At 65.8% G+C, this 16,456-nt stretch carries 14 protein-coding genes; 7 read left to right on the top strand and 7 right to left on the bottom strand.

Translation table 11 applies throughout. The features are described from left to right. Nucleotides 1–15: 15 nt before the first annotated feature. The 6 genes from ACE10W_RS28635 to ACE10W_RS28610 all read right to left on the bottom strand — a co-directional run bounded on the left by ACE10W_RS28635 (nt 16) and on the right by ACE10W_RS28610 (nt 6,006). Nucleotides 16–1,248: a Zn-dependent hydrolase gene (locus tag ACE10W_RS28635; protein ID WP_271552115.1), complete on the bottom strand. Its 1,233-nt coding sequence runs from the start codon at nt 1,246–1,248 to the stop codon at nt 16–18. Then, a complete protein-coding gene (locus ACE10W_RS28630; RefSeq protein ID WP_038966753.1) occupies nt 1,241–2,026 on the bottom strand; it encodes an ABC transporter ATP-binding protein in 786 nt (261 codons plus the stop codon). Before ACE10W_RS28630 ends, ACE10W_RS28635 begins: the two co-directional genes overlap by 8 nt. Then, the gene (locus ACE10W_RS28625; protein ID WP_011088987.1) at nt 2,023–2,796 is read right to left on the bottom strand and encodes an ABC transporter permease; all 774 of its coding nucleotides are present in this window, start codon (nt 2,794–2,796) and stop codon (nt 2,023–2,025) included. The genes ACE10W_RS28630 and ACE10W_RS28625 overlap by 4 nt, the downstream gene beginning before the upstream one ends. Before the next feature lie 71 nt (nt 2,797–2,867). After that, nucleotides 2,868–3,812, bottom strand: a complete 945-nt coding sequence (locus tag ACE10W_RS28620; RefSeq protein WP_060908427.1) for an ABC transporter substrate-binding protein — start codon at nt 3,810–3,812, stop codon at nt 2,868–2,870. Nucleotides 3,813–3,922: 110 nt separating this feature from the next. Beyond that, complete coding sequence (gene hutC, locus ACE10W_RS28615; RefSeq protein ID WP_028174332.1) at nt 3,923–4,651, bottom strand: histidine utilization repressor; 729 nt, start codon at nt 4,649–4,651, stop codon at nt 3,923–3,925. Beyond that, nucleotides 4,648–6,006 (bottom strand): formimidoylglutamate deiminase, encoded by a 1,359-nt coding sequence (locus tag ACE10W_RS28610; protein ID WP_182872267.1) that lies wholly within the window; start codon nt 6,004–6,006, stop codon nt 4,648–4,650. The genes hutC and ACE10W_RS28610 overlap by 4 nt, the downstream gene beginning before the upstream one ends. A 99-nt stretch (nt 6,007–6,105) precedes the next feature. Between ACE10W_RS28610 and hutI the strand changes: the two genes are divergently transcribed. From hutI to hutU, 3 genes are read left to right on the top strand one after another with little or no spacing between them, the layout of a single operon-like run. Next, nucleotides 6,106–7,320: an imidazolonepropionase gene (gene hutI / locus ACE10W_RS28605; protein WP_182872266.1), complete on the top strand. Its 1,215-nt coding sequence runs from the start codon at nt 6,106–6,108 to the stop codon at nt 7,318–7,320. Continuing rightward, nucleotides 7,317–8,876 carry a histidine ammonia-lyase gene (hutH, locus tag ACE10W_RS28600; protein ID WP_182872265.1) on the top strand — a complete coding sequence of 520 codons (1,560 nt, stop codon included), beginning with the start codon at nt 7,317–7,319 and terminating at the stop codon, nt 8,874–8,876. Before hutI ends, hutH begins: the two co-directional genes overlap by 4 nt. Nucleotides 8,877–8,889: 13 nt before the next feature. Then, entirely contained in the window at nt 8,890–10,560 is a 1,671-nt protein-coding gene (gene hutU, locus ACE10W_RS28595) for a urocanate hydratase (protein ID WP_182872264.1), read from the top strand. On the opposite strand, the gene ACE10W_RS28590 is transcribed toward hutU, so the two are convergent. Next, nucleotides 10,561–11,181 carry a TetR/AcrR family transcriptional regulator gene (locus tag ACE10W_RS28590; RefSeq protein WP_271552162.1) on the bottom strand — a complete coding sequence of 207 codons (621 nt, stop codon included), beginning with the start codon at nt 11,179–11,181 and terminating at the stop codon, nt 10,561–10,563. A gap of 255 nt (nt 11,182–11,436) precedes the next feature. Between ACE10W_RS28590 and ACE10W_RS28585 the strand changes: the two genes are divergently transcribed. Genes ACE10W_RS28585 through ACE10W_RS28570 form a run of 4 tightly spaced genes read left to right on the top strand, consistent with a single transcriptional unit; the run spans nt 11,437 to nt 16,453 of the window. Then, entirely contained in the window at nt 11,437–12,297 is an 861-nt protein-coding gene (locus ACE10W_RS28585) for a xanthine dehydrogenase family protein subunit M (protein ID WP_271611967.1), read from the top strand. Continuing rightward, nucleotides 12,294–12,818: a (2Fe-2S)-binding protein gene (locus ACE10W_RS28580; protein WP_271611954.1), complete on the top strand. Its 525-nt coding sequence runs from the start codon at nt 12,294–12,296 to the stop codon at nt 12,816–12,818. The genes ACE10W_RS28585 and ACE10W_RS28580 overlap by 4 nt, the downstream gene beginning before the upstream one ends. After that, on the top strand, nt 12,815–15,190 hold the full coding sequence (locus ACE10W_RS28575; RefSeq protein WP_271611953.1) for a xanthine dehydrogenase family protein molybdopterin-binding subunit: 2,376 nt from the start codon (nt 12,815–12,817) through the stop codon (nt 15,188–15,190). The genes ACE10W_RS28580 and ACE10W_RS28575 overlap by 4 nt, the downstream gene beginning before the upstream one ends. Nucleotides 15,191–15,211: 21 nt before the next feature. Beyond that, on the top strand, nt 15,212–16,453 hold the full coding sequence (locus ACE10W_RS28570) for an ABC transporter substrate-binding protein (RefSeq protein ID WP_271611952.1): 1,242 nt from the start codon (nt 15,212–15,214) through the stop codon (nt 16,451–16,453). The last annotated feature ends 3 nt before the right edge of the window (nt 16,454–16,456 follow it).

Raw genomic sequence — 16,456 nt, 5'->3', positions numbered from 1 at the left:
GCCGGCATCAGAGGCCTAACCCCCGAGGATTCGCCGGCAGGCGTCGACGAAGACCTGCGCGCCCGTGACGATGTCGGCGTCCGCGGTGTTCTCGGTCCAGTGATGGCTGATGCCGCCGATCGACGGCACGAACAGCATCCCCGCGGGCATGATGGTCGCGAGCATCTGTGCGTCGTGGCCGGCGCCGCTGGGCATGCGGATGGATCGTCCGCCGGCGACAGCCTTGCTCGCAGCTTCGATCGCGTCCTGAAAGCCTGAGTTCATCAAGGCGGGAGCACCGGTCCGCAGCTTCTCCACGGTCACGGCGCAGGGGCCGCTGGCGTTGACCTCGTCCGCCATGGCCTTCAGCAATTCCTCCAGCCGCGCGATGACCGCCGGGTTGTCGTCGCGGATCTGGAACAGCATTTCGGCGCCACCCGGAATGATGCTCGGCGCGCCCGGATCGAGCGTGATGCGGCCCGTGGTCCAGACCGTGCGCGGACCGCACGCGGCCGGGAAGCGCTCGTCGATCGCGACGCAGAATTTGGCCAGCGCAAGGCCGGCGTCCTTGCGCGCAGCCATGCGGGTGGTACCGGCGTGGTTCTGCTCGCCGACAAAGTTGATCCGGTATTGCCAGATGCCGACGATCGAGGTCACGACGCCGACCGCGAGCTGTCCGCTCTCGAGCGTATCGCCCTGCTCGATATGCGCCTCCAGATATCCGACGTGCCGCCCCTTCTCGGCGGTGATGCGCGAGCGTCCCGCGAGCCCCATGTCGGCAAGCGCATCGCGCATGGGCCGCCCGTTGGTGCGGTCGCGCGCGGCGTCGATGTCAGCCTCGGTCACTTGCCCCACATAGGAGCGCGAGCCGAGGAAGCTGCCAAAATGTCCTTCCTCGTCGCACCAGGCAGCGACTTCGACCGCGCCGTTCACGGACGGATCGGCATTGAGCACCCGCGCGGCTTCGAGCGCGTAGACGACACCGAGCGGACCATCGAGCCAGCCGGCGTAGTTCTGGCTTTCCAGGTGCGAGCCCGCCAGAAGCTTTGGGCCGGGCTTGGCGCTCGTCCCGAACACATTGCCGATGCCGTCAATCGCGGCGGAGAGATCCGCGTCGGGCAGCTTCTGCACCAGCCAGTCCAGCGATTGCTTGTGCGGTTCGGAGAAGGTCGGCTTGTGCACGCCGGTCTTGTAGGCGCCGATGGCGCGCAGCGCATTGAGGTCGGCGAGAACGCGTGCGCCGTCGAAGGAAGGACCATTGTCAGGCATGTTCGGCAACCTTCAACGCCTCGGTACGGATTTCCTCGACCAGCCGTTCCTTGAGCTGGACGAATTCCGGCGTGGTCTTGATCTTGTAGGAACGCGGATGCGGCAGGTCTATGGCAATCTCGGCCTTGATGCGGCCGGGGCGTGCGCTCATGACGATGACGCGGCTGCCGAGGAAGATCGCCTCCTCGATGTCGTGGGTCACGAACAGCACGGTCTTCTGGTCGCGCTCCCAGATCCCGAGCAGCATTTCCTGCATCAAGGCGCGAGTCTGGTTGTCGAGCGCGCCGAAGGGCTCGTCGAGCAGCAGAATCTTTGGATCATTGGCAAGCGCGCGGGCGATTGCCGTGCGCTGCTGCATGCCGCCGGAGAGCTGCTTGGGCCAATGGTTCTCGAAGCCGGACAATCCGACCTGGCGGATGAAGGCGTCGGCGATCTTGTACCGTTCGTCCTGCGACACGCCGCGCTCGCGCAGGCCGAAGGCGATGTTCTCGCGCACGGTCAGCCAGGGAAACAGCGTGTAGGACTGGAACACCATGCCGCGATCCGCCCCCGGGCCCGTCACCTCGCGCCCGTCGAGCGTGACGCGCCCGCCGGTCGGGCGGTCGAGGCCGGCGACGATACGAAGCAGCGTGGACTTGCCGCAGCCGGAGGGGCCGAGGATGGTGACGAAGTCGTTGTTGCCGATGATGAGGTCGGTCGGCTCCAGCGCCCTGGTCGGCGCATTTCCGTGGCGCGCGGGGAAGGTCCGTGAGACCTGTTCGATCTTCAGCGTCGTCATGCGAGCTTCCACGGAAACAGCCAGGCGTTGAACGCCTTGAACAGGAAGTCGGAGACGAGGCCGATCAGCCCGATCACGATGATGCCGAAGATGATCTGGCCGGTGTTGAGCAGCGCCTGGCTGTCGGTGATCATATGGCCGATACCGGAGGACGAGCCGATCAGCTCGGCGACGATGACATAGGTCCAGGCCCAGCCCAGCACCAGCCGCAGGATCTCGGCGATCTCCGGCGCGGAGGAGGGCAGCAGCACACGGCGGATGATGCCGCGGTCGCTGGCCCCGAGCGTATAGGCCGCCTCGACCAGATCGCGCCGCGTCGCGCCGACGGTCACCGCCACCATCAGGATGACCTGGAACACCGAGCCGATGAAGATGACGAGCAGCTTTTGCAGCTCGCCGATGCCGGCCCACAGGATCAAGAGCGGGATGAAGGCGGAGGCGGGCAGGTAGCGTGCAAAGGAGACGAACGGTTCGAGAAAGGCCTCGACCGGCTTGTAGGCACCCATCAGCACGCCGAACGGCACCGCGATGATCGCGGCGAGCGCGAAGCCGCCGACGACGCGCCAGATCGTCATGCCGATGTCGAACATGAAGCCTTGCTTCGTCAGCAGGTCAAAACCTTCCTGCACCATGGTCAGCGGGTTGGCGAGGAAGGTCTTCGACACATGGCCGCCGAAGGTCGCCCAGGACCAGAGGGCAACGAACAGCACGAAGAAAGCGAGGCCAAAGGCCACACGCTGCCTCGATGTCACGGGATCCAGGGGACGCATCAAACTGTCTATCCGAATAATCGATCACGCGCCGGCTCCGCCTCCTGGCGGAACCGGCAGCTTGCAGAAGTCTACTTGATGAAGCTCGCGTCGTAGAGGTCCTCGACCTTCGGCGCGGCCTTGATGATGCCGATCTCGAGCAGGAGCTCGGCGGCGTCCTTGTTGAAGGTCAGGAAATCGCCCGCGAAGAACTTCTGGTTCGCGGCCTTGTCCTGCCAGCGCAGATATTTCGCCGAGTTGCCGAATTGCTCGCCGGTCTGCTTCACGTCCGCGCCCATGATCTCATAGGCCTTGGCCTGGTCCTTGGCGATCATCTCGAGCGCCTCGAAATAGCTGTTGGCGAGCGCCTGCGCCGCCTTCGGATTCTCGCTCAGGAATTTCGGCGTGCAGCCAAACGTGTCCATCACGATCGGATAGTCCAGCGTGGTGGCGATGATCTTGCCCTTGTCGGGCGCAGCGCGCACGGTCGAAAGATACGGCTCGTAGGTCATGGCGGCGTCGTTCTGGCCGGAGACGAAGGCCTGCGCGGCCGCGGCGGGCTCGAGATTCACCACGGTCACGTCCTTCGTGGTGAGGCCGTTCTTCTTGAGCATCCAGGCCAGCGCAAAATACGGCGAGGTGCCGGGCGCGGAGGCCGCAACCGTCTTGCCCTTCAGATCCTTGATCGCGGCGATGTCGTTGCGCACGGCCATGCCGTCGGCGCCATAGCTCTTGTCGAGCTGGAAGATCTGCTTGGTGGCAACGCCGTTGGCGTTCCAGGAGATCCAGGTCTCCACCGTGGTCGCCGCGCACTGGATGTCGCCGGAAGCAATCGCAAGGTGGCGGTCCTTCTGCGGGATCTTCTTGATCGTGACGTCGAGGCCGTTCTTCTTGAAGATGCCGGCTTCCTTCGCCAGCGTCAGCGGCGCGAAGCCGGTCCACCCGGAGATGCCGACGCCGACCTTGACGTCGTCGGCGAGCACCGGAGTGGAGGCCGCGAGGGCAATGATTGTCGCAAATACCTTTGAACTACGCATGATTGTCGTCCTCTTGCCGATCGATGGATTGACGTCCTGTTGATCTGTTCGTGTCGGTCCATGCAGACCGTTGCCCGAAGCGTTGCACGAATTGTGCCGACATTGGTCTCTCAGCCTCCCTTGAATCGGGCGACAAGGCGGTGGGAGTCACCGGGATAGAGCAGCCGCACGGCGGTGATCGTGCGCGTGCTGCGCCAAGTGTAGCGGTCGATCACGAGGCAGGGCGCGCCGACGGCGATGTCGAGCGCTTGCGCCGCGCGATCGTCCGCAACGATGGCGCTGATCGTATGCTCGGCCTCTGTCCATGGGACATGGTGAAGCAGCCACGAGCCAGGCGGTTCGCGCGAGAAGTCCGCGGTCGCGGCATTCGGCACGGACGAGAGGTCGATCAGCCTGTCCTCGACGGCAAACGGCACGTTGTCGGCGCTGTGGCGGCAGGCGATCGCGATCACCTTGCCGGCCTTCTTCACGCCAAGACGGTCGCGGTCGGCGGCGGTCGCCATGCGCAGCTTGCGATGGATCAGCTCGTAGCCGTAAGCGCGGCCGAGCGCGGTGATCTCGGCGCGGATGTCGGCGATCTTGAGCACCGCGGACTGATGCTGCGGCCGGCGGACGAACGATCCGGCGCGCCGCCGCCGCTCGATCAAGTCGGCCTGCGCGAGTTCCGACAGCGCCTTGTTCACGGTCATGCGCGAGCAGCCGTAGCGCGCCACCAGTTCGTGCTCGAACGGAATGCGATGACCCGGCGGCCACTCGCCGGTCAGGATACGATTCTCGATGTCGGCGCGGATCCGCTTGTAGAGCGTCGGCTGGTCGGCGCCATCAGTAGCGAGGCTCATGCGAGCAGCCTCCGCACCGATGCGTTGAAGCGCTCGCGCGCTGCCTGGCGCAGCCGGTGCCGTCCGCCCTCGACGACCTTGTCGCCGCCGGCCCAGACGCAATCAATTGCGCCGCTACCTGCCGCAAAGATCCAGCCGTCGATGGCCGCATCGCCCTGACGTCCCGCGAGCGACGGATGCGCGGCATCGAGCGTGACGATGTCGGCGCGCGCCCCCGGAGTGAGGCCGGCAGTCGGCTGCGCAAGTGCCTGCGAGCCGCCGGCGAGCGCTTGATCGAACAGCGTGCGTCCGGTCGAGGCGCCTGCGCCGCCGGAGAGCACATTGCGCTGGCGATGCTTCAGCCGCTGGCCATATTCGAGCTGGCGCAGCTCGTCGGCGACACCGACCAGCACGTTGGAATCGGTGCCGACGCCGAGCCGGCCGCCGGCGTCGAGGAACTCGCGGGCTGGAAAAATGCCGTCGCCGAGGCTCGCTTCGGTGATGGGGCAGAGGCCGGCTACCGCGCCCACCTTGGCGAGCGCGGTGACCTCCTCGTTCGTCGTGTGTGTCGCGTGGATGAGGCACCAGCGTTGATCGACCGGTGCGTGCTCCAGCAGCCATTGCACGGGGCGCCGGCTCGACCAGGCCAGGCAATCCTCGACTTCCTTCACCTGCTCGGCGGCATGAATGTGCACGGGGCCGCCGTCGGCGAGCGGAATGATCGCGGCGAGCTCGTCCGGCGCCACCGCGCGCAAGCTGTGCGGCGCGATGCCGATATTGGCCCCTGGCAAGTTTGCGATCGCTCTGCGCGAGGCAGCCATCAGGGCCGCAAACCGATCGACGGAGCAGATGAAGCGGCGTTGGCCGGCATGTGGTGCTGCGCCCCCAAAAGAGCCATGCGCATAAAAACTCGGCAGCAGCGTCAGCGCAATACCCGACGCTTCGGCAGCCTGCGCAATGCGCGTGGCCATTTCGGCGAGGTCGGCGTAGGGCGAGCCGTCGCGATCGTGATGCAAATAGTGGAATTCGCCGACGCGGGTAAAACCCTGCTCCAGCATCTCGACATAAAGCAGCGTTGCGACGGCCGCGACATCGTCCGGCGTCATCGCCAGCGCGAAGCGGTACATCGTCTCGCGCCAGGTCCAGAACGTGTCGGTCGAGTCGCCGCGCTGTTCCGCAAGTCCCGCCATGCCGCGCTGGAAGGCGTGGCTGTGCAGGCTTGCCAGCCCCGGAAGCGCGATTTCGTGGCGCTCGTCGCCGGCGACCGGCGTCACGCCCGGTGTCACCGCCGCGATCGCGCCGGCGGTGATCACCACCTGCACGTCATTGGCCCAGCCCGAGGGCAGGAGCGCGGAGGCGAAATGCAGTCGGGTCATGATTACACGCCGGCTGGACAGAACCGCCTTACGATTATATGTCTAGACATATAAGTCAAGCATCCCAGGGCGCAGGGACATCCGCGAAGGGACAGTTGCATGGCAGAGCGCTTCGACCGGATCTGGCACAATGCCCGCCTCGCCACGATGCGGGCCGATCGCCCCGATCTCGGCGAGATCGAGCACGGCGTGATTGCCGCGCGCGGCGGCCACATCGTCTATGCGGGTGCGGCGGCGGACTTTCCGGCTGACGCAGATGCCATCAAGCGGATCGATTGCGCTGGGCGCTGGATCACGCCGGGCCTCGTCGACTGCCACACTCATCTGGTCTATGGCGGCAACCGTGCGCACGAGTTCGAGCTGCGCCTGAAGGGGGCAAGCTATGAGGAGATCGCGCGCGCCGGCGGCGGCATCGTCTCGACGGTGGCCGCGACGCGCAAGGCAAGCGAGGCCGAGCTCGTCGCAAGCGCACTGCCGCGGCTCGACGCGCTGATCGGCGAGGGCGCCACCACGGTCGAGATCAAGTCCGGCTACGGCCTCGATGTCGACACCGAGATGCGGCAGCTCGCGGCCGCGCGCAGCCTCGGCCGCCAGCGGCCGGTTGCGATCCGCACGTCCTTCCTCGGCGCCCATGCGTTGCCGCCCGAGGCCGATGGTGACAAGGATCGCTATATCGATCTCGTGTGCAAGGAGATGCTGCCCGCGGTTGCCAAGACTGGTCTTGCCGATGCCGTCGACGCTTTCATGGAGGGCATCGCGTTCTCGGCCGGGCAGACCGCGCGGGTGTTCGAGACGGCGAGGGGACTCGGGCTGCCGGTGAAGCTTCATGCCGACCAATTGTCGAACCTCGGCGGTGCCGCGCTCGCGGCCAAATTCTCCGCACTGTCGGCCGATCATCTGGAGCATACCGATGAAGCAGGTGCGGCCGCGATGGCGAAGGCGGGAACGGTGGCTGTGCTGTTGCCGGGCGCCTTCTATTTCATCCGCGAGACGCAGAAGCCGCCGGTCGAGTCGTTCCGCAAGCACGGCGTCCACATGGCGCTGGCGACGGACTGCAATCCCGGCAGCTCGCCGCTGACATCGCTGCTGCTGGCGATGAACATGGGCGCGACGCTGTTCCGGATGACAGTGGCCGAATGCCTCACTGGGGTCACCCGCGAAGGCGCGCGGGCGCTTGGCGTGCTCGATGAAACCGGCACGCTAGAGGCCGGCAAATGGTGCGATCTCGCGATCTGGGACATCGAGCGGCCCGCCGAGCTCGTTTACCGCATCGGCTTCAATCCGCTGCACGGCCGGGTTTGGAGGGGGCAATGACGGAGCAGGGCGCGGCGATCGTCGTCAAACCGGGAACGGTCAGCCTCGACGATCTCGCGCGCGTGCTTGCGGGACAGTCCGTCGTGCTCGATCCGTCGTTCTGGCCGCGTGTCGAGGCGGCCGCGGCGATCGTCGCCAGGGCGGCACAAGCAGACGCCCCCGTCTACGGCATCAATACCGGATTCGGAAAGCTCGCCTCGAAGCGCATCCCGCCCGACCAGACCGCGCTGCTCCAGCGCAACCTCATCGTCTCGCATTGCTGTGGTGTCGGTCCGGCGACGCCGGAGCCGATCGTGCGGCTGATGATGGCGCTGAAGATCATCTCGCTCGGGCGCGGCGCTTCCGGCGTACGCCGCGAGGTGATCGAGCAGTTGCAGGGAATGCTGGGGCGGCGCGTCTGTCCGCTGGTGCCGCAGCAGGGTTCTGTCGGCGCCTCCGGTGATCTCGCGCCGCTCGCGCACATGACGGCCGTCATGATCGGCGAGGGGCAGGCGATTGTCGACGGCAAGACCGTGTCCGGCGGCGAGGCACTCGCTGCCGCCGGGCTTGCGCCGCTGACGCTTGGCCCCAAGGAGGGGCTCGCGCTGATCAACGGCACGCAGTTTTCGACCGCCTATGCCATTTCCGGCGTGCTGCGTGGGTTTCATCTGGCCCGTGCCGCGCTCGTCACCGGCGCGCTGTCGGTCGATGCGGCGATGGCCTCCACGGCGCCGTTCCGCCCTGAAATCCAGGCGCTGCGCGGCCATGCCGGGCAGATCGCCGCGGCTGCGACGCTGACCGCGCTGCTCGACGGCAGCGACATCCGCCTGTCGCATCTCGAAGGCGACGAACGCGTGCAGGATCCCTATTGCCTGCGCTGCCAGCCGCAGGTCGCAGGGGCCGCGCTCGATCTGATCACGCAGGCTGCGCGAGCCCTGATCGTCGAGGCCAATGCCGTCACCGACAACCCGCTCGTCCTGGTCGAGACCGGCGAGATCGTCTCCGGCGGCAATTTCCACGCCGAGCCCGTGGCGTTTGCGGCCGATACGATCGCGCTCGCACTGTCAGAGATAGGCGCGATCAGCGAGCGGCGCATCGCGACGCTGGTCGATCCCGCGCTGAATTTCGGTCTGCCGCCGTTCCTCACGCCCGATCCCGGCATCAATTCCGGCTTCATGATCGCCGAGGTGACGGCGGCCGCGCTCTATGCCGAGAACAAGCAGCGTGCGGCTGCCTGCTCGATCGATTCGACGCCGACCAGCGCCAACCAGGAAGACCACGTGTCGATGGCCGCGCATGCGGCGCGGCGCCTCGCCGATATGACGGACAATCTCGCCGCCATCCTCGGCATCGAGCTTCTGGTCGCCGCGCAAGGCATTACGCTGCGCGCGCCGCATGCGACCAGCGCGCCGCTCGTCGCCGTCATCGCCGCGCTCCGCGAACAGGTGCCCGCGCTCGGTGCCGACCGCTACATGGCCGGCGATCTCGCCAAGGCAGCCGCGCTCGTCGAGGCCGATGCGCTGCCGGCGGCCGCGATCGGCGCGCTCTCATCTGATCCATTTCCGAGACTTGCCTGAAGAGGTGTTCCGCATGAACCGCCGACTGGACAACGACCGCACCATCCGCGCGCCCCGCGGCAGCGACATCAGCGCCAAGAGCTGGCTGACGGAGGCTCCCTTGCGCATGCTGATGAACAATCTCGATCCTGATGTCGCGGAGCGCCCGAGCGAGCTCGTCGTCTATGGCGGGATCGGCCGCGCCGCGCGCGACTGGGAGAGCTTTGACCGGATCACGGCGGCGTTGCGCAAGCTCGAAGACGACGAGACGCTGCTGATCCAGTCCGGCAAGCCGGTCGGTGTCTTCCGCACCCACGCCGATGCTCCTCGCGTGCTGATCGCGAACTCCAACATCGTGCCGCATTGGGCGACGCTCGACCATTTCAACGAGCTCGATCGCAAGGGCCTGATGATGTACGGCCAGATGACGGCCGGCTCCTGGATCTATATCGGCAGCCAGGGCATCGTGCAGGGCACTTACGAGACCTTCGTCGAGGTCGGTCGTCGCCATTATGGCGGCAGCCTTGCCGGCAAATGGATTCTCACCGCCGGCCTTGGCGGCATGGGTGGCGCGCAGCCGCTGGCCGCGACCATGGCGGGAGCCTCGATGCTTGCGGTTGAATGCCAGCCGAGCCGCATCGAGATGCGGTTGCGCACCGGCTATCTCGATCGGCAGGCCGCGACGCTCGACGAGGCGCTCGCGATCATGGAAGAGTCCGCAAAGACGAAGAAGGCAATCTCAGTCGGCCTGCTCGGCAATGCCGCGGAGATTTTTCCGGAGCTGGTGCGTCGCGGCGTCAAGCCGGACATCGTCACCGACCAGACCAGCGCCCATGACCCGATCAACGGCTATCTCCCCAAAGGCTGGACGCTCGCCGACTGGGAAGCCAAGCGCGCGTCCGATCCGAAGGCCGTCGAGCGCGCCTCGAAGACCTCGATGGTCGAGCATGTCCAGGCCATGCTGGATTTCCACGCGCAAGGGATTCCGACGCTCGACTACGGCAACAACATTCGCCAGATGGCGCAGGACATGGGCCTGAAGAACGCCTTCGATTTCCCCGGCTTCGTTCCTGCCTATATCCGCCCTCTGTTCTGCCGCGGCGTCGGGCCGTTCCGTTGGGCCGCGCTGTCGGGCGATCCCGAGGACATCTTCAAGACCGACGCCAAGGTCAAGGAGCTGATGCCTGATGATAAGCATCTGCACAATTGGCTCGACATGGCCAAGGAACGCATCAAGTTCCAGGGGCTGCCGGCGCGCATCTGCTGGGTCGGCCTCGGCGATCGTCACCGGCTCGGCCTTGCCTTCAACGAGATGGTGGCGCGCGGTGAGCTCAAGGCGCCGGTCGTGATCGGCCGCGACCATCTCGACAGCGGCTCGGTGGCAAGCCCGAACCGCGAGACCGAAGCGATGAAGGACGGATCGGATGCGGTGTCCGACTGGCCGCTGCTCAACGCGCTGCTCAATTGCGCCAGCGGCGCGACCTGGGTGTCGCTGCATCATGGCGGCGGCGTCGGCATCGGCTATTCGCAGCATGCCGGCATGGTGATCGTCGCTGATGGCACGCCGGAAGCTGCAAAGCGCATCGCGCGCGTGCTCTGGAACGATCCGGCCACCGGCGTCATGCGCCATGCCGACGCGGGCTACGACATCGCAATCGACTGCGCCCGTGACAAGGGGCTCGATCTGCCGAGCCTTTCGAAGTAGTTAGCCGCTCATCAGCAGCTTTGGCATCGTCGTCTTCGCGCCGTCCATGAAGGTCTGGACGGCGTCGCGGACGATTGCGTCGAGATCGGGCGGGATCGGCGTTTCGTAGATGAATTTGCGGATGGCGAGATAGAAGATGCGGCCGTGCAGGCCCCAGAACAGCTCGGTCTCGCGCTCACTCAGTGGGCGGGACTTCGCATCGGGCAGCTTGAGATCGTGACGCAGCTCGGCGGCCGCGGGCTCGATGATCTCGCGGCGGACAATGTCGAGATAGCGGCCGGTGATGCCGAACGACTTCATGCCGGAGAAGACGAAGATCCGCACCCAATTGTACTCGAAGACGCGTTCGACATAGTCGAGATAGAAGCGCGTCAGCCGCGCCTCCAGCGGCAGCGAGCGGTCGCGGATCATCGGACCCCAATCGGGCGACCAGCGGCTGAGATAGACCTCCTGGTAGACGCGCTCGATCAGCGCTTCCTTGCTGGGGAAGTGGCGATAGATCGCCGAGTGGGTGATGCCCAGGCGTTTTGCCAGTTCGCGGGTTTGTCCCTCGAAGCCGTGCTCCGCGAAGAAGCGGATCGCCTCGTCCACGATCGCGCGCTCGCGGTCGGCCGCGCGCATGTTGCGGCGCTTTGGCGCGGACTTGCTGCCTGTCTCGGCCCGCTTCCGGACCGGTCGCTTCGCAATCTTCTGCGTCTTCTTCGCCATTTTACCGTGAATCGCGATCTCTTCCGCCTTCTTAGCCTAAAGGTGCATTTGTGACCAAATGGTCATTTCCTGTTGACCGGTCTTCGGAGCCGTGTCAGGATTTTGAGACCAGATGGTTACAAATCTGGCATCCCGGCTGATGAGCCGATGGATCTCGAGGAAACGGCAGTGAAGGCGAGGGCTTTCAGCTATTTTCGTGCTGCGACGATCGACCAGGCGCTGGATGCTCACGCCCGTGCCGGTGACGACGCGCGCTTTATCGCCGGAGGCCAGAGCCTGGTGCCGGCAATGTCGCTGCGGCTCCAGGCGCCGCGACTGCTGATCGACATCACCCACATTGACGAGCTGCGCGGCGTCAGGCGCGAGGGCGGCTATTTGCGCATCGGTGCGCTGACGCGCCACTGCGAGATGCTGAGCGAGCCGTTGATCGCCGAGTTCGCGCCGCTGCTCGCAGCCGCGGCGCCGTTCGTCGCCCATCCCGCGATCCGCAACCGCGGCACCTTCGGCGGCAGCGTTGCGCTCGCCGACCCCGCGTCCGAATTTCCAGCGATGACGCTGGCGCTCGATGCCGAGATCGAGGTCGTGGGTCCTTCCGGCGCCCGGCGGGTGAAAGCCGACGATTTCTTCATCGACCTGTTCGAGACGGCCTTGCAGCCCGGCGAGCTGATCACCGCTGTCTACGTTCCCCTGTTCAAGGCCGACCAGCGCTTTGCGTTCGACGAACTGGCGCGGCGGCGCGGCGACTATGCATTGGTCGGCTGCGGCATGCTTGCGACCTTCTCCGGCGAACGCATCGAGGACATCCGCATCTCCTTTTTCTCTGTCGGCAATACGCCGACACGGGTGAAGGGAACGGAGGCGACCCTGATCGGCTCGTCCCTCGATGCGGAGCGTATCGCTGTCGCCCAAGCCGCGCTCGAAGGCGATCTCGCGCCGCCTGACAGCGACGAGGTGCCGCCGGCGATGCGGCTGCATCTCGCCCGTGTGCTGCTGGGACGCCTGCTCGGACGTCTGGGTGAGGGCGCATGAGCGGCTTCGACGAAACCCTGCTGGGGGACGCCGACGAGATCGTGCGGGTCCGCCTCGTCGTCAACGGCCGCAAGGTTGCCTGCGAGGTCGCGCCGCGCGAGACGCTGGTCGATTGCCTGCGCAATGCGCTCGAACTGACGGGGACGCATGCCGGCTGCGAGATGGGCGCCTGCGGGGCCTGCCTCGTGCAGTTCGATGGTCGCGCCGTGCATTCCTGCCTGATGTTCGCGGTGCAGGCCGACGGTGCGAAGATCGAGACCATCGAAGGTCTCACCGAAAGCGGCGTGATCGCCGACCTCCAGGCCGAATTTCATCGCCGCAACGCACTGCAATGCGGCTTCTGCACGCCGGGCATGCTGGTCAACGCCAACGAGTTGCTCTCGCGGGTGGCGCGGCCGAATCGCGAGGAGATCCGCGACGCGCTGTCGGGTAATTATTGTCGGTGCACCGGTTACGAGGCGATCGTCGATGCCATCGATGCCGTTGCCAAGGCGCGCAGCGACAACGGAGGCGCGACATGAGCGCGCCTCTGACCTCGCTCGACCGCCCGAACTCTTATATCGGCCGTTCAGTGCCACGCCCGAACGCCAAGCGGTTGCTTGCCGGCCGCGGCCGTTATGTCAGCGATCTCCGCCTGCCGCGCATGCTGTACGCTGCGTTCCTGCGCAGCCCGCATGCGCACGCCAAGATCGTCGCCGTCAACACCGAGCAGACCCGTGCGCTCGAAGGCGTGCATCTTGTCGCCACAGGTGAGGACCTCGCAAAAATCTGCACGCCCTGGACCGGCACGCTCGATCATTTCAAGGGTATGACCTCGGCGCCGCAATTGCCGTTACCGCTGGATCGCGTGGTCTGGGCCGGGCAGGCCGTGGTCGCCGTCGTCGCCGAGAGCCGGGCGATCGCGGAAGACGCGCTGGAACTGATCGAGATCGATTACGAGGATCTTCCCCTCGTTGTCGATATCGACAGTGCGCGGGAAGCGGGCGGGCCGGTGATCAATCCCGGCAGTGCCAACAACACCTGCTTCCGCGCTCAGCTCGACAACGGCACCGTCGACGAGGCCTTCGCGCATGCGGCCCACGTGGTGGAGGAGGAATTCTCCTTCGGCCGCCACACCGCCGTGACGCTGGAGCCACGCGCGATCGTCGCGGACTATGATCCCGCTGCCGGCGCGCTCACGGTGCATCACGCCACGCAGACGCCCTACCAGTTCCAGGACCTCTATTCGCGCCATTACGGCATCCCCGAGGCCCGGGTTCGCGTCATCGCAACCGACATCGGCGGTTCCTTCGGGATGAAGCTTCATGTCTATCACGAGGACATGGCGGTGGTCGGCCTTTCGATCCTGCTCGGCCGCCCCGTCAAATATGTCGCCGACCGCATTGAATCCTTTGTCTCCGACATCCATGCCCGCGACCATCGCGTCCGGGCCCGCATGGCGGTCGATGCCAAGGGCGAAATGCTGGCGATGGACGTCCTTGACCTGACCGCGATCGGCGCGTTCTCGACCTATCCGCGCACCAGCGTGGTCGAAGGCAATCAGGTGATCCGCCTGATGGGCGCGCCCTATCGCTTCAGGAACTATCGCGCCACGCTGGAGGTGCTCTTCCAGAACAAGGTGCAGACCAGCCAGTATCGCGCTGTCGGCCATCCCATCGCTTGCGCCGTCACCGAGCGGCTGGTGGATATGGCCGCAGCCAAGGTCGGGCTCGATCCCTTTGCCATCCGCGCACAGAACGTGATCGCCGATGATGCCTATCCGCAGACCTCGCCGACCGGCTACCGCTTCGAGGCGCTGTCCCATCAGGCCTGCCTGAAGCGCCTGCATGAGATGATGGATTATGACGCGCTGCGTGCCGAGCAGGCGAATTTGCGCAAGCGCGGCATCTATCGGGGCATTGGCATCGCCACCTTTGTCGAGATCACCAACCCGAGCCCGGCCTTCTATGGCGTCGGAGGCGCGCGGATCTCCTCACAGGACGGCGCCATTCTCAGCCTGACGCCGTCGGGCGAGGTGCGCTGCCTGATCTCGGTCACCGAGCAGGGGCAGGGCACCGAGGCGATCATCAGCCAGATCGTGGCCGACCAGCTCGGCCTCGCGCAGGAGCGCGTCAAGGTCATCACCGGCGATACCGAGGTGACGCCGCATGGCGGCGCCACCTGGGCCTGCCGCGGCGCCGGCATCGGCGGCGAGACCGCGCTCCAGGCCACGCGTGCGCTCAAGCGCAATATTCTGGAGATCGCCGCGCTGATCCTCCAGGAGCAGCCATCTGCGCTCGACATCATCGATGGCGAGGTCGTCGATGCGGTGACGCGGAACCAGCGCATGCCAATCGCGGAGATCGCGCGCATCGCCTATTTCCGCTCCGATACGCTGCCGCTGGGCACGCAGGCGCAGCTCACGGTAAGCCATCACTTCGCCCCGCAGGGTTATCCCTTCGCCTTCACCAACGGCATTCAGGGCTGTTCGCTGGAGGTCGATGTCGAGACCGGCTTCATCAAGATGCTGAAGCATTTCATCGTCGAGGATTGCGGCCGCGTCATCAATCCAATGCTGGTGGACGAGCAGCTCCGCGGCGGCGTCGTGCAGGGGCTGGGTGCCGCGCTGTTCGAGGAATGCCGCTACAGCGAAACCGGTCAGCTCATGAATGGCTCGCTCGCCGATTACCTCGTTCCGATGCCGATGGAGATGCCCGACATCGTCATCGGCCATGTCGAGACGCCGACCGCCGACACCGTGCTCGGCGCCAAGGGCGTCGGCGAGGCCGGCACGGCGGCGGCGTCAGCCTGCGTGCTCAACGCGGTCAACGACGCGCTCGCGCCGTTCGGCGCCACGATCAACTCGATTCCGATCACGCCGACAAAAGTCCTGAAAGCCCTGAAGCGTTTCTAGAAAAAGACCCTGGAGGAAATCATGCCTAAATCCGGTTCGACCCCGAAAATAACCCGCCGCACCGCACTCGCCGGCCTCTCGGCCAGCGCGGCGCTGCTCGCGATGCCCCGGCTCGGCCGCGCCGCCGATGAGACGATCCGCATTGGCTTCCCGACGCCGCTGACGGGCCCGTTCGCAGCGGAAGCGCGCGACCAGGTCAGATGCGCCGAGCTCGCGGTCAAGCTCGTCAACGACAAGGGCGGCATCGGCGGCCGCAAGGTCGAGCTGCTGGTCCGCGACGACAAGCTCAATGCGGGCGAAGCTGCGACCCGCACACTGGAGTTGATCGAGAAAGACAAGGTTCATGCGGTGGTCGGCGCGCTCTCCAGCGCCGTGCAGCTCGCAGTCAACGAGGTCACCCGCGCCCGCGGCGTGATCTACGTCTCGATCAGTCAGTCCGACACGATCAACGAGGCCAAGGATTTCAGCAAGTACACATTCCACGAGGCGCTCAACCCGCACATGACCACCGCTGCGGTAGCGCGGCAGACCCTGAAGAAGGGCATGAAGGTCGCCCATCTCGTTGCCGACTATGCCTACGGCCATGAAATGCTGCGCGGCTTCAAGCGCGCGCAGACGACCATTGGTGCTGACACTGTCGGCGAAATTCTGCATCCGTTCGGGGCGGCCGACTATTCCACCTTCATGCCGCGGCTGATGTCGATGCGACCGGACGTGCTCTGCATCTCCAATTTCGGCCGGGACCAGGCCAACGCGATCAAGCAGGCGGTCGATTTCGGCGTGAAGCAGCAGATGAAGATCGTCGTGCCCGTCATCCTGCACAACCAGCGCCTCGCGGTTGGCCCCGACGTGTTCGAGGGCGTGGTCGGCGGCGCCAACTATTATTGGGGCCTTGAGACACAGAGCAAGACGGCAGCCAGCTTCAACGCGGCATTCAAGGCCGCCAACGGCGGCGCGATCCCGACCGATTACGGTGCCTATGGCTATTCTGGCGTCGGATCGCTGCTGGCCGCCATCGAGGCCGCCGGCGGCACCGACACCGACAAGGTCGTCGATGCCCTGGAGAAGCTGCAGTACGATCTGACCAAGGGGCCGCAGCACTACCGCAAATGCGATCATCAGTCGGTGCAGTCGGTGCTGGTGCTGGAGTCCAAGAAGAAGTCCGCGATGACCAACGACAACGATCTGTTCGCCATTCTCGCCAATGACGCCGGCTCCGACGACATGCTGCGCAGCTGCAGCGAACTCGGCCACGCGACGTAAGTC

The organism is Bradyrhizobium sp. B025 (assembly GCF_042257955.1).
GTDB lineage: Bacteria > Pseudomonadota > Alphaproteobacteria > Rhizobiales > Xanthobacteraceae > Bradyrhizobium > Bradyrhizobium diazoefficiens.
Note: the sequence above shows the minus strand (reverse complement) of the source record. Positions and strands in the feature narration are given on the sequence as shown.

What these genes read in the sequence shown, in the direction of transcription:
- ACE10W_RS28635 (WP_271552115.1), bottom strand. Translation starts at nt 1,248, where the DNA reads ATGCCTGACAATGGTCCTTCCTTCGACGGCGCACGCGTTCTCGCCGAC.
- ACE10W_RS28630 (WP_038966753.1), bottom strand. Translation starts at nt 2,026, where the DNA reads ATGACGACGCTGAAGATCGAACAGGTCTCACGGACCTTCCCCGCGCGC.
- ACE10W_RS28625 (WP_011088987.1), bottom strand. Translation starts at nt 2,796, where the DNA reads ATGCGTCCCCTGGATCCCGTGACATCGAGGCAGCGTGTGGCCTTTGGC.
- ACE10W_RS28620 (WP_060908427.1), bottom strand. Translation starts at nt 3,812, where the DNA reads ATGCGTAGTTCAAAGGTATTTGCGACAATCATTGCCCTCGCGGCCTCC.
- hutC (WP_028174332.1), bottom strand. Translation starts at nt 4,651, where the DNA reads ATGAGCCTCGCTACTGATGGCGCCGACCAGCCGACGCTCTACAAGCGG.
- ACE10W_RS28610 (WP_182872267.1), bottom strand. Translation starts at nt 6,006, where the DNA reads ATGACCCGACTGCATTTCGCCTCCGCGCTCCTGCCCTCGGGCTGGGCC.
- hutI (WP_182872266.1), top strand. Translation starts at nt 6,106, where the DNA reads ATGGCAGAGCGCTTCGACCGGATCTGGCACAATGCCCGCCTCGCCACG.
- hutH (WP_182872265.1), top strand. Translation starts at nt 7,317, where the DNA reads ATGACGGAGCAGGGCGCGGCGATCGTCGTCAAACCGGGAACGGTCAGC.
- hutU (WP_182872264.1), top strand. Translation starts at nt 8,890, where the DNA reads ATGAACCGCCGACTGGACAACGACCGCACCATCCGCGCGCCCCGCGGC.
- ACE10W_RS28590 (WP_271552162.1), bottom strand. Translation starts at nt 11,181, where the DNA reads ATGCGCGCGGCCGACCGCGAGCGCGCGATCGTGGACGAGGCGATCCGC.
- ACE10W_RS28580 (WP_271611954.1), top strand. Translation starts at nt 12,294, where the DNA reads ATGAGCGGCTTCGACGAAACCCTGCTGGGGGACGCCGACGAGATCGTG.
- ACE10W_RS28575 (WP_271611953.1), top strand. Translation starts at nt 12,815, where the DNA reads ATGAGCGCGCCTCTGACCTCGCTCGACCGCCCGAACTCTTATATCGGC.
- ACE10W_RS28570 (WP_271611952.1), top strand. Translation starts at nt 15,212, where the DNA reads ATGCCTAAATCCGGTTCGACCCCGAAAATAACCCGCCGCACCGCACTC.